The sequence below is a fragment of the Halobacteriovorax sp. GFR8 genome (assembly GCF_050955245.1).
Taxonomy (GTDB): Bacteria; Bdellovibrionota; Bacteriovoracia; order Bacteriovoracales; family Bacteriovoracaceae; genus Halobacteriovorax_A.
This window is the reverse complement of record NZ_JBPBLR010000002.1, coordinates 501,016-517,331: the sequence shown is the minus strand read 5'-3', so window position 1 is coordinate 517,331 and position 16,316 is coordinate 501,016. Positions and strand designations below refer to the sequence as shown.

Here is a 16,316-nt window from a genome sequence, read left to right as displayed (position 1 = left end):
AAAAAAGAATAATTAGAAGTTAAACGACCAACCAACTTTTGGATTTACAGCATTAAACTCTTTGATATCTTGTGCCGTATTTGACGCATGCCAATTTAAACGACTAGTCGTATCAAAGTCGCGGAATCCAGTTTGGCGAATTGTTGCCTGAGACTTTGCCGCTTGGTTATAGGCCACAACACCAACACCAACAACGATCCCTAGTGCAGCACCAACAAGGATATTTTTAAGGTGATCTTTTGGCTCCTCAACAAATGATAGTGTCGAGAGTCCAAGAATTGCTCCACCAAGTCCAAGGCCTGCAACTGTTGTTAAGTCACGTAATCCTTCTTCCTTAAAATTTGTTTGTGCTACTGAAGAGAATGAAAATGTAAGAGCTAAACATATAATGATAATTTTTTTGAACATTTCTAAAACCTTAAAATCCCTGCGCTACGCATTAAGTTTCATCATTGCCACCTCTAATGGCCGTGTCTATAATGACCCTTTTACTATTCTATACGCATAAGTAATTTGATGCAATAAATGCACAGGAATTATTAGGGAATTAAATTTTTAAAAGGAATACTATGTCGGAAAATTTTAGCGCATATCAGATCATCTCAAAAAAAAGAGATGGTAAAAAATTAACAGATGAAGAGATTAAGTGGTTCATTAATGGAATTACAAATGGTGATGTAGCCGATTATCAAATGTCTGCACTTCTTATGGCCATCTACTTAAATGGGATGAGTGTAAAAGAGACGGCCGCTCTAACAGATGCCATGCTCTACTCTGGAAAGACGCTAAAATTCTCAGGTGTGAACGTGATCGACAAGCACTCAACTGGTGGTGTTGGAGACAAAGCATCGTTCATTCTTGGACCAATCGCAACGGCATGCGGAGTAAAGGTTCCAATGATGGCCGGACGTGGTCTAGGCCACACTGGTGGCACAGTTGATAAAGTTGAATCGATTAAAGGATTTAAAACTGAACTAACTCTCGAACAATTCAAGAAACAACTTAATAAAGAAAAAATCGTACTTATCGGTCAAACAAAGGACATCGCTCCTGCTGACAAGATTATCTACGGCCTAAGAGATGTTACGGGAACAGTTGAATCAATCCCATTAATTACAGCTTCAATCATGAGTAAGAAATTAGCAGAAGGTGCTAATGGAATCGTTATGGATATTAAAGTTGGTGACGGTGCATTCATGGATAATATCAAGGATGCAAAAGCACTAGCAAAGAGTCTTCGTGATACAGCAAAGCGCTTTGATAAGCGTATGATCACAATGATTACAGATATGAACCAACCACTTGGTCAGTATATTGGTAACTCACTTGAGATTATTGAATCAATTGAAACACTAAAAGGAAATGGCCCAAAAGACCTAACTGATATCAGTGTTAAGCTTGCTGGTGCCATGATCTATATTGCAGGTAAAGCGGACTCACTTAAAGAGGGTGAAAAGAAAGCTCAAGCTGTCATCGATAATGGAAAAGCACTTAAGGTTTTCAAAAACCTTATTAAGGTTCAAGGCGGAGATGAGAAAGTTTGTGATGACTACTCTCGCCTACCACTAGCAAAAGAGAAGACCGTATTTAGCGCAACTAAGAATGGTTATGTTTCAGCTATCGCTTGTAAGAATATGGGACTTCACTGTGTTAGCCTTGGTGGTGGACGTGCCAAAGCAACTGACAAGATTGACTTCGGTGTTGGTTTTGTTCTTAATAAGAAAGTTGGTGACAAGGTTTCTAAAGGTGAAGCGCTTGTTGAAATCTATCACAATAAAAACCAGAAGAAACAAGTTGAAGCTATTCTTGCTGACTTAAAGAAAGATATTAAAGTGACAACTGCAAAGCCTAAAGCAAGCAAGTTAATCTTTGAAGTGAAAGAAATCTAGAGGTACGTATGCACGCAATTTTTAAAAGACTAGAAGAATCAAAGAGCTATATTCAAAGCAAGTATGACAAGACACCTGATATTGGAGTTATCCTAGGTTCAGGACTTGGTGAATTTGCTAACCTTTTAGAAAACAGAGTTGAAATTCCATACGAAGAAATTCCAGGTTTTAAAAAGACAAAGGTTATTGGCCACAAAGGTCAACTTGTTATGGGTGAACTTGGAGGAAAAGTTGTTGCAGTTATGCAAGGGCGTATCCACCGCTATGAAGGCCACTCTCTTGATGAAGTAGTTTTTCCGGTTCGCGTTTTAAAAACACTTGGAATTAAAAATCTAATCATCACAAATGCTGCTGGTGGAATTAATCTTGATTACAGCTCAGGCTCACTTGTTCTAATTAAGGATCACCTAAACCTAACAGGCGAAAATTGTCTTGTTGGTGAAAATATTGAAGAGCTAGGAACTCGTTTTCCAGATATGACATATGCATGGTCACCTGCTCTTCAAGAGATCGCTTATGCTTCAGCAAAGAATATTTCATATGATCTTAAAGAAGGTGTTTACGTTGGTGTTATGGGGCCAACTTATGAAACTCCTGCTGAAATTCGCATGTATCGTAACTTCGGTGGAGACCTTGTTGGAATGTCGACAGTACAAGAGTGTATTGCTGCAAACCACATGGGACTTGATGTTCTTGGTATCTCTTGTGTGACAAATATGGCCGCAGGAATTGAGAATACTAAACTAAATCACGATGATATTAAGCACGAGGCCGCACGTGTTATGAAGAAGTTCCTAGAGCTTCTTGAAGAAGTTATCTCAAATATCAAATAAAAAAATCATATTTTCTCCCTACCTCGGTGGGGAGATCTTTGCTATAATCTATTCAATACCTAACCACGAGTGAATACTCGGCTTTCATGGATTATTGATGGAAACACATTCTTCAAAGAAAATGCTAGCAGACATGAGCTTCTGCGTCTTCGATTTAGAGACAACTGGTGGAAACCAGAAAAAAGATAAAATCATTGAAATTGGCCTCGTCCAAATTGATAACCTGGAAGTAGGAGCGAAGAAAAGCTTTCTTATTAATCCAGAAAGAAAAATCCCAGACTTTATTCAAAAGCTAACTTCTATTACACAAGATGAAGTTGAAGACGCACCAACAATTGATGCCGTTATTGATGAAGTTCTAGAGTTTATTGGTGACCGAGTGCTTATCGCTCACAACTCTTCATTTGATATTCCATTTTTAAATTCAGTTCTAGAAAGACTTGGAAGAAAGCAACTTGAGAATAAGGGCCTATGTACAAACCTTATGACAAAGTATCTTATTCCAACTCTTATGAACTCGAATCTAAACTATATGTCGCGTATTTTTAATATCTCTCACCAAAAGGCACACCGTGCCCTTGATGATGCTATCGCGACGGCGCAACTCTTCTTAAACTATCTCAATATCTTTATTGAAAAAGACATTAAGAAGATCAATCACCTTTACTACCCAAAAAATCGCTACGAGCTTGATCTTTGTAACTTTAAAAAAGACACAAGTGAGCACGATGAGATTGTAGTAAAGATGAAAAAGATTTTTGCTCCTTTTGTTATTACAGTAAAAGGACAAAACGGAATCATCCTATTCTCTTTCCCGTGCACGAATAAAGAAAATGAAATTCAATTCATTAGCGAGCGTATTAAAAATCTTGAGTGGCAAACTATTTCCATAAAACTTAGTGGCCCAATTCTTGAGGCCCTTATTCGCTTTAATCATTCATTTAATAAAATGGATGAAGCCGATCAAGAAGAGGCCATCACAATGCTTCGTCAAAATTTGATTGGAGACGGTACGAAAGAAGAACTAAAGGCCGAGTACAAAGAAGAGCTTCAAAAAATCAAGCAAGCTGACTTTGTTCTTATGAATCACCTTGTGCCAGAACAATTTACGATCTACCCTCTTGGCGCCCTAGGAATTAGACAAGGATTAATCTTTCGCTACCCTGGTCACGACAAGAAGCTAATTCAATATATCAACTCGAAGTCTAATCGCAAGAAAGCGCAAAAGCTTAAAGAGATTCATTTCCCTGAAATGCTACAAGAGCTTGTTAATCTTTATATGGCAAAGAACCTACGCGAAGAGCGCGAGCTTATGATCTTTAAGGATTCTTTTGCCCTAAAGAATAAGGACTTCTTCTTTACGCAACTTGATAAATTCATTGAGACCAATCCGAATAAGTATAATTATCCGGAAGCGTTTATTTAATCAGCAGTAACACTTGAAACTAGTTTAAATATATGACTCAAACTTTTGAATATATGGCCTAAGAGCTTCTATCTTTTTACAGGTATCTTTGTTTTCTTTCTTTAAACAATATTTGATAATTTCAAACTTGTCCTGACTAGAGAAGATGACTTCAAATTTTTTGGCCTTATTTTCCTTATTAAATTTTACATATTTAAAATCATAATAGCCTAAATCATTTCTAAAAAAAGAAAAGACAACACTGTCTTCAGAAGTTGAATAGTATTTTGTTGGTATCGCTATATACTTCTCATTATTTAATAACTTTTCGATCTTTTCATCAGTTAGCTTTGGATATCTATTTTCGATTTCAAGTTTCTCACAATTCAATTTCTTATAATTACAGTATTCATAAATTTCTAACGGATAAACACTTCTAAACACTCTAACAATATCGTTATTCATATAGCGATAATGTATTAGTTCACCATTAAAATCTTTTAATCCTTCATAATTAAAAATGAGAATATCCCTACCAGATATCGATAGTGTAAACTTCTTATAAGTATCTAGATCAAAGTTTTTAAGATATTCCTTTTCACATCCACTGCGTAATTTTCGATTATCAATTACTACGGGGTTACCACAATTCATAAAAACTCTTCTAAGCTTTAATATTAATACATCCCAGGAAAATGGCTGCTTAACACTTCTAGAATACGAAGGAGAAGAGAATAATAAGATTAAAATCATCAATATTGATTTTGAAAAAAACATAAATCTATGCAAAACAGTCCTCCATTAATACATTTTTCTAATTGTTAAAATAGACTTTATTAAGCATCTCTTCCTTTAAGTCAGGGTGTCCAGCAACTTTGTATCCAGGTGCTTTTTCGTTGACCTTACGTAAAGGTAAAGTACCTGGATCAAATCTTGTATCTTCTGCCACTTTCCTTTCATCTTCAATACTTCCTTCAAATGGCAAATCAAAAAAGAGATCTATCTTTTGTAATAAAGCCTCCAATAAGTCTTTTTCAATTCCCTCTGTCTGATTGAAATATCCATTTTCATCACTGTATAATATAAAATTGTTATATGGAGGATTTGTATTTTTATACTCATCATTAACAATCTTTAATGCACTCCAATTTTCCTTGTACGATTCTTTATCCGTATTTATTCCGTTAACATAGTAAATATGAATATTATTCTTTGGATAACAGGTATATTCAGATTCAGCCCATACTTTACTTAACAATATTATTAAGGTTATTGTAAAAGTCCTCATAAACCTCTCCTCTTGATAGTATCTTATCTTTATAGTAATCAAAATCTATATTATTTTCATAAAGCCTAGGCTTTTCATTAAAGAACTTTGTAGATAGGTTTTTTTCAATTCGTATTTCACCATTAACATCTGTCAAACTTCTTTTTTGTAATAGAAACATTTCATATTTACTAAGATTAAGATCAACACAAGCGTATTTTAAATTAATGATATCCTGAGAGGATATAGAAGTTTGATAAAGGAACCAATTTTCATCCAAAATGCTTTTTCTCTGAGCTGTATTAAAACTTAGCTTAAACACCTGTGAGTGGATCTTTTTTATAGAAGTATCTACAAAACTATTGGTGATCTTCTTCTTCCTTTGCAGTAAAAGCCAACAAGATCGAGAATTTATATAATCAATTTTTTTATCATTATCGACATGTGCTTTATTCTCCATCACAACGTATAAGTTTTTGAGCCAATTATAATATGCTTTAAGAACGAGAGGGTCCCAATCTTTGTATGCTTCTTCTCCAAAGCGCTCTAGATCATCCCTCATCCCATTGCCATTTGCATCTATACCAGCAAGCGTCTCACTTCTGTCTTCATAATCTATGTCATATGTACGTCGATACTCATTAGTAAACCATATTAATGCCATTCCAAAAAGAAACGGTATAGCGGTAATCAATGGGATAAAATACTTAATGTGCGCTAAGATAAATGGCAGCGAAAACCACGCCAACATAGCTTTAACAACTTCTTTAAATTTCAATTTTATACTCCTTCACAATCAAAACTCCCATTTTCATAATCTTCTTGATAGATGTATTTAATTGTATAGTAGAACTCTAGTCTTTTCTTTGAGTTATAGTTCAATGTATGCAAATGCTTATCGATCATACTCTTATAGATATTTGGATCCTCTAATTTTTGAATACAGCTATATACATCCTTATTTTCTTGGATAAGCATTCTAATAAAATTATGATCCTCTTGATTTTTAAAGATAAGTTGTAAGTTTCGTACAACTTTATCGAGATATCTTCTGTAATCAGAGTTATTTAACGAAATAGGAATATAAAACCTTTGCGAACTTTGTATCCAGGTGCTTTTTCGTTGACCTTACATAAAGGTAAAGAACCTGGATCAAATCTTGAATCCTTCCCTCACACATCAAATTTATGAAATGATTATCGGATAAAATTAAACTAAATATTACTTATTTTCACACAGATTACATTGAGTCCGAGTTCATCGTGTTTAGCAGTGCCAAAATAAAGATTTTCTAAAGAAAGAGATTCCAGACACAAGAACTTTTCTCAAAAAAATTGCCAACAAAATGAGAAAAGTTGATTGGAATGAATGTGAGTCGGTTGAACGAGAGGTATTTGTTTCTCATTTTCACTTCGTGAAAATGTCGTCCTTTTTATGCGGAGGCTTTCCCATTAGCCTTGAGATGAATACGAATAAGTATAATTATCCGGAAGCGTTTATTTAATCAGACCAGATTATAAATCACAATATCCTGCCCATGAATTTCAACCCGTGAATTTTCAAGAGCAAGTAAGTGGATGATTAAGCGGTTTAAAATCTTACTCTTTTGTCCTTCGATATTGAGATTCTTCACCGTAAGAATGATGTCGTGTTCACTACGATAGAAGTTACAATCGATCGAGTTAGAGCTAGCATCAATTAAGAGTTCATGATTCTTTAGAGTCATCATTTCACTTAGGATTAAGTAGAGAATGATTGGAAGACTCGCACCACTAATGGCATGTTCTTTGAGATCATTTGAAATATTTGTTTGAATCGAAATCCCCGATTCAATTTTTCGATTGCTCAGTAGAGAGATTGCCTGTTGAAGGATACTCTCAAATGTACTTTGACGACTTAGCTGATCATTGACCTTGGCAAAACCAAGGAAAGTATTGATAAGACTTTTACAACGATTTGCTGACGCCTTCATTTCATTTAGAATTGTTAAATCGTCCTCTTCCCACTCTTCAAGCTCAAGCATGTTAATGGCCGCAAGAATTCCAGCAAGAGGATTATTAAGTTCGTGGGCAATGGAGCTTGTGATAATACCAAGTTCAGAGTGAGACTTGGTATAATTGAATTCCTGCTTTACAAGACAAATCGTTCTTAGATTTGAAGTCGTACTTGAGAGGATTTTATATTTTTGATCATCAATATCAATCCAACCGGACTCAAGATTTTTGATAAGATTATTTGGTGTGATTCCAAGCTTTAGAAAGTGGTCATTGTGATAGTGAACGATTCCGTCGTCACTTATGATAACAACTGGATAAGTTAGCTTGTTAATTAAATCTGTCACTCCAAGTTGTTCACTTGAGAGCTCTTCTTCATTTGCATTAATTAGTTGGATAACATTGGCAATGGCCAGGGCTGCCTTCTGGGCCTCTTCCTTCTCCCCTTTTACCGTAAGTAGATAGTAAGAAGCTGTATCTTCAAAGCAGTAGTCTTCTTTAACAGGGTAAAGATGTGAATCGGCCTTTTCGATTACCTTAATATTGAATTCATTTTTAATTTCTGAGATTTTAAAAAGTTCTGGAATGAAATTGTCGTCGTTGTCTTGGTATACCTTCTCAAGATAAAGACCTGCAACTTCCATCTCATCGAGATTAGCACTGGCCATACTTGAGTTTAGCTTAAAAACTCTTGCAAGCTCTCTTTTAAAGTGCAGAAGCTCTTTAAGATTTTCAATCGTCTCAATCTCAATAATATGGCCCTCCAATTTAACAATCAGAGGGATACTTGATTCAATTGAGAAATCGAATTCATAGTCACTAGAACTAAATCCAGAGTAATTTAAATTGCGCTCTAGTTCTTCATCAATTTCAATATTTGAGTGATAGTAAAAATTCTGCTTCGGTGAATTTACTTCACTATCTTGAAACCCAAGTGATGCACTCACGAGCGAGCTCCCTTGTGAAGAGTCACCTTACCATCAGCGTAGTGAATATCAACATCGACATTTTCAAGCTTTGCCATGTCTTTAGCAGAACTAATGACCTTGTCACCAATTTGCGTGTAGGCATAACCACGAGTCAGAACATTTTTTGGATTTAAGGCCCCTAGGATCTTCTCAAATTCCATATTCTTATTTTTATAATTCACAATTTTATTTTGGATAGCTTTCACAAGATCACGGCTTAGACGATCAAGCTCAAATGTATATTCATAGAGAGAAAGGATCTGTTCTTTTCTCTTTATAAGATTTAGTTTTTCTAACTCATGTTTATAATCTGAAATTTTCGATTTAAGAGCAATCAGGAAACTTTTCGGTGACGTTTCAGAAAGGATATCATAGCGGCGACGAAGCTCCATATTCATGGCACCTTTTAAATCCTTACGAATGCGATTCATATCAGAATCTAACGCCATAAATTTTTGAGTTAGTACTTCAGCTGCTGCAGAAGGTGTCTCCATTCTAAGATCGGCCACATAATCAGAAATCGTGAAGTCGACCTGGTGTCCAACGGCACTAATGGTTGGAATTGGACAATTGTAGATATCCCAGGCCAGGGCCTCATCATTAAACGCCCAAAGGTCTTCCATCGAGCCACCACCACGAGTGAGAACGATAACATCTAACATATCTTTCGTGCGCCCTTCTTCCTTTGCCTTCAAGTGATATGCAATGAGTTTCTCAAGGGCCTTACGGATTGAAGCTGGAGCATTAACTCCTTGAACCAGGGCCGGTGAAAGAAGAACTTGGTGATATTCAGATCGTCTTTGAGATACATTTAAAAAGTCTTGCAGGGCCGCGGCCCCCTTTGCCGTAATAACACCAATGCGTTTTGGCATTGTCGGAATCGGCTGTTTTGAACTCATATCAAAAAGACCTTCGGCCTGTAGCTTCTTCTTTAGTAATTCAAATTGCTCCTGAAGATCACCCTTACCTGCTGGAACGATTCGTTTCACAATTAATTGAAACGTTCCTCGAGTTGGGTAAACAGAAACGGAGCCAGAGACAATGACCTTGTCTCCTGCTCGAATATTTTTGATTATCGGATTTCTCATGGCATCCATTTTAAAGAGGGCCATTTGCATAAGTGCATTACCATCACCAAGTGAGAAATACCAATGTCCAGCACCAGAGGAGCTAAGGTTTGAAACCTCTCCTGTTACACTAATATTTTGGTAATTAGACTCGAGATTTTTCTTTATGTGATTAACGAGTTGTGAGACTGATGGGACTTTATTATTCATCCCTTTATGATGTTAAAAAAGGGACAAAGTGGGAAGACAAAGAGCGTCATCCCACTGTGATTTCAACTAGATATTTTAAAATTTATTGACTGCGTTTAGGAATTTGATCGCTTGTAGAACTTGGTAGTCCTTGTCGGCCGCATACTTTCTATGAACAGGTGATTCCTCTTTCTTTTTATTGATTTCCTTAGCTCTTTCAATTCTCTTTAGTCGAGCTGCTTTTTCACGCTTAAGGCGGGCCTGCTTTTCTTCTTCTGTTTCAACTGTTGCTGTTAAGTGGTTTCTAAGATCAACTTCTCTTACCCCACCATCATCATACATATGCTCTTCAACAAACTCCCCTTCAACCTGAGAAACTTGCACATCTGGTTTAATTCCAAGGGCCTGAATTTTTCGACCTTTTGGTGTCATATACTGAGCGATTGTAAGTTTAATTCCCTGTTCCTCTGAGATTTGCGAAACAGTTTGTACACTTCCTTTTCCAAAAGAATTTGTTCCCACAACAAGAGCACGTTTATGGTCTTGTAATGCACCCGCAACAATTTCTGAAGCAGAAGCACTTGAGCCATTAATAAGAACAGCAAGCGGAATATCTAATTCTTTATGGCCACTCTTTTTTACGTAGCGAATTTCTTTATTCTTTGGATCACGCCCTTCTGTTGAAACCACGACACCATCATTTAGAAAGATTGAAGAAAGGTTTACGGCCTCATTTAAAAGACCACCTGGATTTGAGCGAAGGTCAAGAACGACACCTCTAAAATTCTTACCAAGCTTCTTCTTTTCTTTTTTGAGTGCTTTTACAACATATGCTGCCGCATCTTTTTGGAATTGGCTTAAACGAATAACAGCATAGTTGTTTACCGCAAAAGACTTAACAGGTTTTGTTTTAATCTTTTGGCGTTTTACCTTGAAGTTACGAATATCTTTTTCGCCAGCTCTTAGGATACCAAGATTAATAACTGTTCCAAGCTCCCCTTTCATACGATCAACAGCTTCATCTAGAGTAATACCAATTGTTGATTCATTATTGATCTCAACAATCTTATCTCCTGGAAGTAGTCCTGCTTTCTCTGCTGGAGAATCCTCAATTGGAGTTGTGATGACAAGAACACCGTCTTTTTGTGTTACTTCGATCCCGAGTCCACCGTACTCCCCGCTTGTGTCTTCTTGCATCTTCTTAAAGACTTCTTCATCTAAGAATGCAGAGTGAGGGTCAAGTGTTTGAAACATTCCTTTTAGTGCTCCATCAATGAGCTTATCAATATCAACCTTACGGTAGTAATTTGTTTCAATGATATGAATAACTTTATTGAAGAGTTCGAGTTTTTCAAAACGCGACTTCGTCGTTTCTTTTGCTTGTACAGGTGCTACAAATGCCGTCAGCATGAGAGCAACAAATAGCTTTTTCATTATTATTCCTAATTTTAAATATTAATTTTAGTATTAATTAATTGAGCTGTATTTTGTGCTGTATTTTTCTTTCTAATTTCAAAGTAAACCTTACTTAGATTCCCCTTCTTAATTGAGAACCTTGTTTTAGCAACAGAAGAGCCAAGATCGACGGCCTGTCCCTTCTTTACACTTGAAGCAAAGTCTCCAAGATAAATACTACGGATATCATTTCCATGATCAACCATAATAACATTACCAACGTTTGCAAGTGAGCCTACGTATTCAACCTTTCCGGCCTTTGTTGCAAAGATTTCTTGTCCACTCTTAACAGTATAAGTTATCCCCTTCTTACCATTTTCAGTAGAGATATACTTCTTAACTGGAACAGCGAAGTTTGCCACAAGCTTTGTAGAAGTTGAGCTCTTACTCTTTGCCTTTCTTGCATTAAGTTTTGCTTGGGCCTTCTGCTTCGCTAAGCGCTGAGATTTTCTAAGTTTACTATATTCTGATTTTAATTTTTCGTGATTTTCTTTTTCAGTTAAGAACTCTTGAACAGTAGTACTTTTACGAGTCTCAAGCTCTTGTAGTAAAGTGTAAAGCTCTCTTTCAATCTTTACAGTTTCACTTAAACGAGCTCTAAGCTCAAAAGTTTTTTTCTTTAAGTTTGTGCAGTAGTCAATTTTTGATTGAATTTCTTTCTTTTCATTCTTAAGAGATCTTAAGAGAAGCTGACTCTTAATAAGATCTTCATGTGTTGAGTTTTCCATATAGCTTAGAGCAACATGGCGAATCGTTTTCTTTACTCTCACCTTATCTGCTTCAAGGTCAAAGAGAGATTGGTTAAGATTCTTTTCTAATTCAAATATTTGATAATCAAGGTCTTGCCTTGATTTCATTGCCTGAAGATAGTCCTCATTCTTAGTTTGAAGCTTTGTTTCAATAGACTGAATTGATTTCTTATAATTATCAATCTTAGTGCGTGAGTCTGTAACCTTCCCCTTGATCGCGTTAAGACTTGGAGCGGCTTGCACCCTCATTGAAACAGAAGAGATTAAAAGTACTGTGAAAAGAACTAAGCTTTTTGCCATTCAAGTTTCCCGATCGTGTACCACGCAGAAGTTGTTAATAATGCTCCACTTACAATTAATGCAAACACCTCATTTGGAGAGAAGAATGCAAATGAAAGAGCACAACCAATAAGAATTGAAGTAACGATATTTACTGTATACATTTTGAAGGCTACATTTTTCTTTCTTTGAAACTTTTCAACAAGATAAGAAACCTGTTTTAAATTTCTTCTAATTGTCATAAATGCTACAACCCAAAAAAGAGAAAGAACTGTAATTAGTACTTGAAGAGGTCTTCTCTTTAGTTCTGTCATCACATTCTTCCAAGATTGAGTATTTGAGATTTTCTTTCTAATGCTTCCTAGAACAACATTATCTTTACCAGTAAGACGCACTAAGTATTCTCTAATTAGATTTGTCGAACTCTCCGAAACTTTTTCATCTAAGATAATCTTTAGACCTTTCATTGAAATAATCGATGTGATTTCATCTTTACCAAGTTCAAGAACATCTTTAAGTTCGTTTGTCACGGCCATGCTCTTTGTTGCACTAATGGCCTCAACACCCTTTACACCAGGAAGCCCTTTAATTTTTCTTGAAATACTACTTGTATTTAAGTCCCCATCAACAAGAGCATTGAAGTAGTACTCATTTTGAATGGCCGGAAGCGCATTTGAAATCTTCTTCTTGAAACTGTCATAATTTGAAACAGAAATAACAAGTGAGATTGTTAAAAGAGAAAAAAGCGCTTGCCCAAAAAGATTATTTTTTGTGAAACGAGCTAATTCTTTTAAATAAAACATGCATGCCCCGAGTGTATTAGACGAGAGTTATCTAAGTGGATAATACGTCCCGTGAAACGTTGTACTAATTCGCGATTGTGAGAGGCCCAAATAATTGTAGTCCCTCTTTTCGCATTATAGATATTTAATAAATCAAAAAGTCTTTTTGTATTATCAAAGTCTAGGGAGCTTGATGGCTCATCCGCAATAAATACATCTGGCTTTGCAAGAAGGGCGCGAATGATGGCAACCTTTTGTCTCAGTCCCCCATTAGCATCCTTGGCCTTAAGATTTACGCGATTTTTAATTCCTAGAATTTTAATTAGTTCGCTTAGATCGCTCTCAAATTCTTTGCGAGAGCGATAAACACTTGGATCAAATGCAAATTGTAAATTATCGATAAGACTCATATTTTCAATAAGTCTTAGATCTTGAAAAACTTGTGTTGTAAAAATGCGATCTTCTATTTTGATCGTTCCACCTGTTGGTGAAACATTACCAGCGAGAACATTTAAAAGCGTTGTCTTACCTGCTCCAGAGGCCCCAGTAACAAAAACAATTTCACCTTTTCTAATTTGCAAATTGATATTGGAGATTGCCTTGATACCGTTGTAATCAACAGTGACATTTTCCAGGGTAAAATACATATTTGTATTCAAATTCTGGTTTCCAAATAAATTACTTGCTTGATTCGCGTAACTGCTTGAGATCATTGATATGAGTCCTTCATTTCTATATTCAAATCTTCCTAACTTGAATTGGGCAAAAATCCTCTTTGCCACTCTCTAATTTTATAACAAAATCAGATTTTAAGCAAAGGTAGATAAAAAGACCGACCATGTGCGTCAAATAAGTAAATCTTAATATTTCAGCTATTGATGGAAACAAATTTTCTACGTAGAATCAGCTGCAAATCTGTATAAGAGAGGTCAAAGTGCTTGAAAAAATTAATGGAAAGCAGCTCGATGCTCACCTTCTATCTTCCCTCTTGCAAGATAGTAGTGTTGATGGAGATAGAGAAAGTAGAAATCTTTCATTTTATGACATCATCTATGTCATCGATACACCTGTCGATATTTGCCCTCGTTTTAAAACAAATAAGGTTGATGGACTTGGAGTCAATGTCACGCTGGCCTTTACAGACAAAGTTCTTTGTAACGAATATCTTGATCAAAATAGTCGCATACGTGCAATCACTGTTGGTATGTTATGCGGTGAGGTTGAATCTAATTTCATTGAGGTCATTGGATTAAATAAAAATTCCTCAGACCGCTTTGAAGAGTTCATTTTTGTGCCTCCCTACGACAAACTAACTTGTCAGTATATTCTCTCTCCTCGTGATGAAACGATATCTCTCTTATCAATTGATAATGAGTCCCATCGTTTTATGGGAGTTGAGGCAACCTTCTTTTCTATTACAAATAAGACCATGGTTACTTACGGGCAAGAGCAAAGAGATGAGTACCTCAATAATCTCATTGAAAACTTAAGCTTTATCATTCCTCGAATTCCACAAAGAAGAGGAAGTGCAAATATAATCTGCCTACTTTTAAATCTTGAAAATTCGATTGAAGAGAAGGCATTTATAAGGGATTACCCTACTTTTGAGAGTTATACAGAAGTGCTGTTTGTAAATTCAAATTTAGAACTACTCACAGGAAATCTGACAAAGATTGAATACGATGGGGCAAGTTTAGAAGGTATCTACTTACCCCTTATCGAGCGTGCAAAGAAAGTTAGATAACGCCTTCGTCTTTTAATAAATTATAAGCACCATCTGAACAAAAACAATTTGGCGTATAACTCATTACGTTTGAAAGCTTTGATATTATCGAGTTTTCAACATCAGCGAGTAGCTTTACCTGTCCATCATCAAAACTAATCTTAACAGGATCACGCTCTAACAGGAGGTTTGCCGTATTTGTTTTCTTTGCAAGCTCTCTTGGACTCTTAACAAAGATAATTTTCTTCTTAGGAATATCTGGAATAACCCAATCAGCATCACTTCCCTTATCTTTCACAAAGTTAACAATGTCATTGGCCTTATTACTTGTCTTCTTAAAGAGCTTATCATTAAAGCCAACATTATCTTGCTCAAGTAGAGATTGCGAGAAGTCACTTGTATCAATATTTTTGGCACCATGACGTAACAGAAGAATACGCGCCATATCTTTGATATCTGCATATTTATCAAACTCTCCATCGACAAGAAGCTTGTGGATTGTATTCATAAAGTATGAGTCGTTAAAACCATAGAAGCGCATTGGATCATTACTGATAATATCAAGAAGATCGCTATAGCGATAAATATGGCCCTTCTCTAACATGTGATAACAAAGAGCATCTGCAATTGCATCATACTTTGATCCGCGTGGTGAGCGAATGACTTGCGAGTACCAAGCAAAGCGCGCACTTAAGAAATCTTCTACACAGTGAAGTGCATTCTCTTTAATTGCTAGAATATCGTGGCCTGCAACTTTCTCTGTCGTGAAATGGTGTAGAAGATATTCTCTATCGTATGTTCCATACTTAAGACCTGTGTAATGAGCATCTCTTAGAAGATAGTCCATACGGTCACAATCAATTTCTGAGTGAAGAATTTGATTGGCAAGAATTGACGAGTGCGTACCTTTAACAAGGTCTGAAACTTCTTGTGGATCAATTCCATGATCTTTTAGAATTCGAGTAAGTCCACCTTCATAATCAGTATTCTTAATAATGAATGAGCCAAGATTTTCGTGATCGTCTTGTAATCCCTTTCCACCTTTCTTATTTGTCGTCTCCCCTATCTTGATATAGGCCATCTCTGTTGTGTGAGAAAAACAGAATGTTCCAATATCGTGAAGAAGAGCTGAGACACGTATGGCCTGATGATACTTGGCCTCTTTTGAATTTTGAACTTTTTGAAATAATTCACCATCTTCCACACCGCGGCCAACTGACCTTAGAATATGGTGAGCATTATTTAGTACACCAATTGAGTGGCCGTAGCGAGAGTGCTCGGCACCGTGAAAGACGTAGAATGAAAATCCTAGTTGTTTAATCCAGCGCAGTCTCTGAAAGAATGGACTGTGGATGATCTCCATCTCAAGTGGAGTTAAGTCGATGAATCCATATAATGGATCATAAACTTTTAGACCTAATTTAGCGTTTGAGACAACTTCCATGTTGATCCTTTTGATATAAATAAAGATGCCCGTTAATTAACGGGCATCTTATATTTTATAATGAATTTGTTGATAGATACAAGAAAGTTAAGACTTTTTCTTTCTTCCTCTTTTCTTTACAGGAGTTGTAGCGACTTTTAACGCTTCAAATATTTTCTTCGCTTCACTTCTTAAGTTATTTTCGTAGATAAAGCGGTAGAAGTTCTCTAAATCTGGTGAACTTCTGAAGTTCTTTGGTAGTCTATTGTCTTCTGACATGGGCTCTCCTTTTA

The 16,316-nt window shown here is 36.1% G+C and carries 17 protein-coding genes; 4 read left to right on the top strand and 13 right to left on the bottom strand.

All coding sequences use genetic code 11. The annotated features are described in order from the left end of the window. Window positions 1–12 precede the first annotated feature (12 nt). Window positions 13–408, bottom strand: a complete 396-nt coding sequence (locus ACRXC1_RS02935) for a hypothetical protein (protein ID WP_392912262.1) — start codon at window positions 406–408, stop codon at window positions 13–15. Window positions 409–569: 161 nt separating this feature from the next. Here ACRXC1_RS02935 and ACRXC1_RS02930 point away from each other — a divergent pair, with 161 nt between their 5' ends. The 3 genes from ACRXC1_RS02930 to ACRXC1_RS02920 all read left to right on the top strand — a co-directional run bounded on the left by ACRXC1_RS02930 (window position 570) and on the right by ACRXC1_RS02920 (window position 4,148). Further along, entirely contained in the window at window positions 570–1,889 is a 1,320-nt protein-coding gene (locus tag ACRXC1_RS02930) for a thymidine phosphorylase (RefSeq protein WP_433656374.1), read from the top strand. Between the two features lie 8 nt (window positions 1,890–1,897). Then, a complete protein-coding gene (locus tag ACRXC1_RS02925; protein WP_393061571.1) occupies window positions 1,898–2,722 on the top strand; it encodes a purine-nucleoside phosphorylase in 825 nt (274 codons plus the stop codon). A gap of 97 nt (window positions 2,723–2,819) precedes the next feature. Next, window positions 2,820–4,148 carry a 3'-5' exonuclease gene (locus tag ACRXC1_RS02920; RefSeq protein ID WP_433656372.1) on the top strand — a complete coding sequence of 443 codons (1,329 nt, stop codon included), beginning with the start codon at window positions 2,820–2,822 and terminating at the stop codon, window positions 4,146–4,148. A 24-nt stretch (window positions 4,149–4,172) separates the two neighbouring features. Here the strand turns inward: ACRXC1_RS02920 and ACRXC1_RS02915 are convergent, their stop codons facing one another. From ACRXC1_RS02915 to ACRXC1_RS02870, 10 genes are all read right to left on the bottom strand, one after another. After that, on the bottom strand, window positions 4,173–4,781 hold the full coding sequence (locus ACRXC1_RS02915; RefSeq protein ID WP_433656370.1) for a hypothetical protein: 609 nt from the start codon (window positions 4,779–4,781) through the stop codon (window positions 4,173–4,175). 160 nt (window positions 4,782–4,941) lie between these two features. Next, on the bottom strand, window positions 4,942–5,415 hold the full coding sequence (locus ACRXC1_RS02910) for a hypothetical protein (RefSeq protein ID WP_433656368.1): 474 nt from the start codon (window positions 5,413–5,415) through the stop codon (window positions 4,942–4,944). Continuing rightward, entirely contained in the window at window positions 5,375–6,172 is a 798-nt protein-coding gene (locus tag ACRXC1_RS02905) for a hypothetical protein (RefSeq protein WP_433656366.1), read from the bottom strand. The genes ACRXC1_RS02910 and ACRXC1_RS02905 overlap by 41 nt, the downstream gene beginning before the upstream one ends. 2 nt (window positions 6,173–6,174) lie before the next feature. Next, window positions 6,175–6,372 carry a hypothetical protein gene (locus ACRXC1_RS02900; RefSeq protein ID WP_433656364.1) on the bottom strand — a complete coding sequence of 66 codons (198 nt, stop codon included), beginning with the start codon at window positions 6,370–6,372 and terminating at the stop codon, window positions 6,175–6,177. A 526-nt stretch (window positions 6,373–6,898) separates the two neighbouring features. After that, window positions 6,899–8,335, bottom strand: a complete 1,437-nt coding sequence (locus ACRXC1_RS02895; RefSeq protein ID WP_433656362.1) for a histidine kinase dimerization/phospho-acceptor domain-containing protein — start codon at window positions 8,333–8,335, stop codon at window positions 6,899–6,901. Further along, entirely contained in the window at window positions 8,332–9,633 is a 1,302-nt protein-coding gene (xseA, locus tag ACRXC1_RS02890) for an exodeoxyribonuclease VII large subunit (protein WP_433656360.1), read from the bottom strand. The genes ACRXC1_RS02895 and xseA overlap by 4 nt, the downstream gene beginning before the upstream one ends. A gap of 75 nt (window positions 9,634–9,708) precedes the next feature. Next, a complete protein-coding gene (locus tag ACRXC1_RS02885) occupies window positions 9,709–11,046 on the bottom strand; it encodes a S41 family peptidase (protein WP_433656358.1) in 1,338 nt (445 codons plus the stop codon). Between the two features lie 14 nt (window positions 11,047–11,060). Beyond that, window positions 11,061–12,116: a murein hydrolase activator EnvC family protein gene (locus ACRXC1_RS02880; RefSeq protein WP_392912250.1), complete on the bottom strand. Its 1,056-nt coding sequence runs from the start codon at window positions 12,114–12,116 to the stop codon at window positions 11,061–11,063. Then, a complete protein-coding gene (locus ACRXC1_RS02875) occupies window positions 12,101–12,898 on the bottom strand; it encodes a hypothetical protein (RefSeq protein WP_392912248.1) in 798 nt (265 codons plus the stop codon). The genes ACRXC1_RS02880 and ACRXC1_RS02875 overlap by 16 nt, the downstream gene beginning before the upstream one ends. Beyond that, on the bottom strand, window positions 12,886–13,659 hold the full coding sequence (locus ACRXC1_RS02870; RefSeq protein WP_392857211.1) for a cell division ATP-binding protein FtsE: 774 nt from the start codon (window positions 13,657–13,659) through the stop codon (window positions 12,886–12,888). Before ACRXC1_RS02870 ends, ACRXC1_RS02875 begins: the two co-directional genes overlap by 13 nt. Window positions 13,660–13,811: 152 nt before the next feature. On the opposite strand from ACRXC1_RS02870, the gene ACRXC1_RS02865 reads away from it, so the two are divergent. After that, window positions 13,812–14,621: a hypothetical protein gene (locus ACRXC1_RS02865; RefSeq protein ID WP_433656355.1), complete on the top strand. Its 810-nt coding sequence runs from the start codon at window positions 13,812–13,814 to the stop codon at window positions 14,619–14,621. Here the strand turns inward: ACRXC1_RS02865 and ACRXC1_RS02860 are convergent. Together ACRXC1_RS02860 and ACRXC1_RS02855 are read right to left on the bottom strand one after the other, a co-directional pair. Beyond that, window positions 14,614–16,044 carry an HD domain-containing protein gene (locus tag ACRXC1_RS02860; protein ID WP_393098609.1) on the bottom strand — a complete coding sequence of 477 codons (1,431 nt, stop codon included), beginning with the start codon at window positions 16,042–16,044 and terminating at the stop codon, window positions 14,614–14,616. The genes ACRXC1_RS02865 and ACRXC1_RS02860 overlap by 8 nt on opposite strands. Before the next feature lie 87 nt (window positions 16,045–16,131). After that, window positions 16,132–16,302, bottom strand: a complete 171-nt coding sequence (locus ACRXC1_RS02855) for a hypothetical protein (RefSeq protein WP_021266323.1) — start codon at window positions 16,300–16,302, stop codon at window positions 16,132–16,134. Window positions 16,303–16,316: the final 14 nt, after the last annotated feature.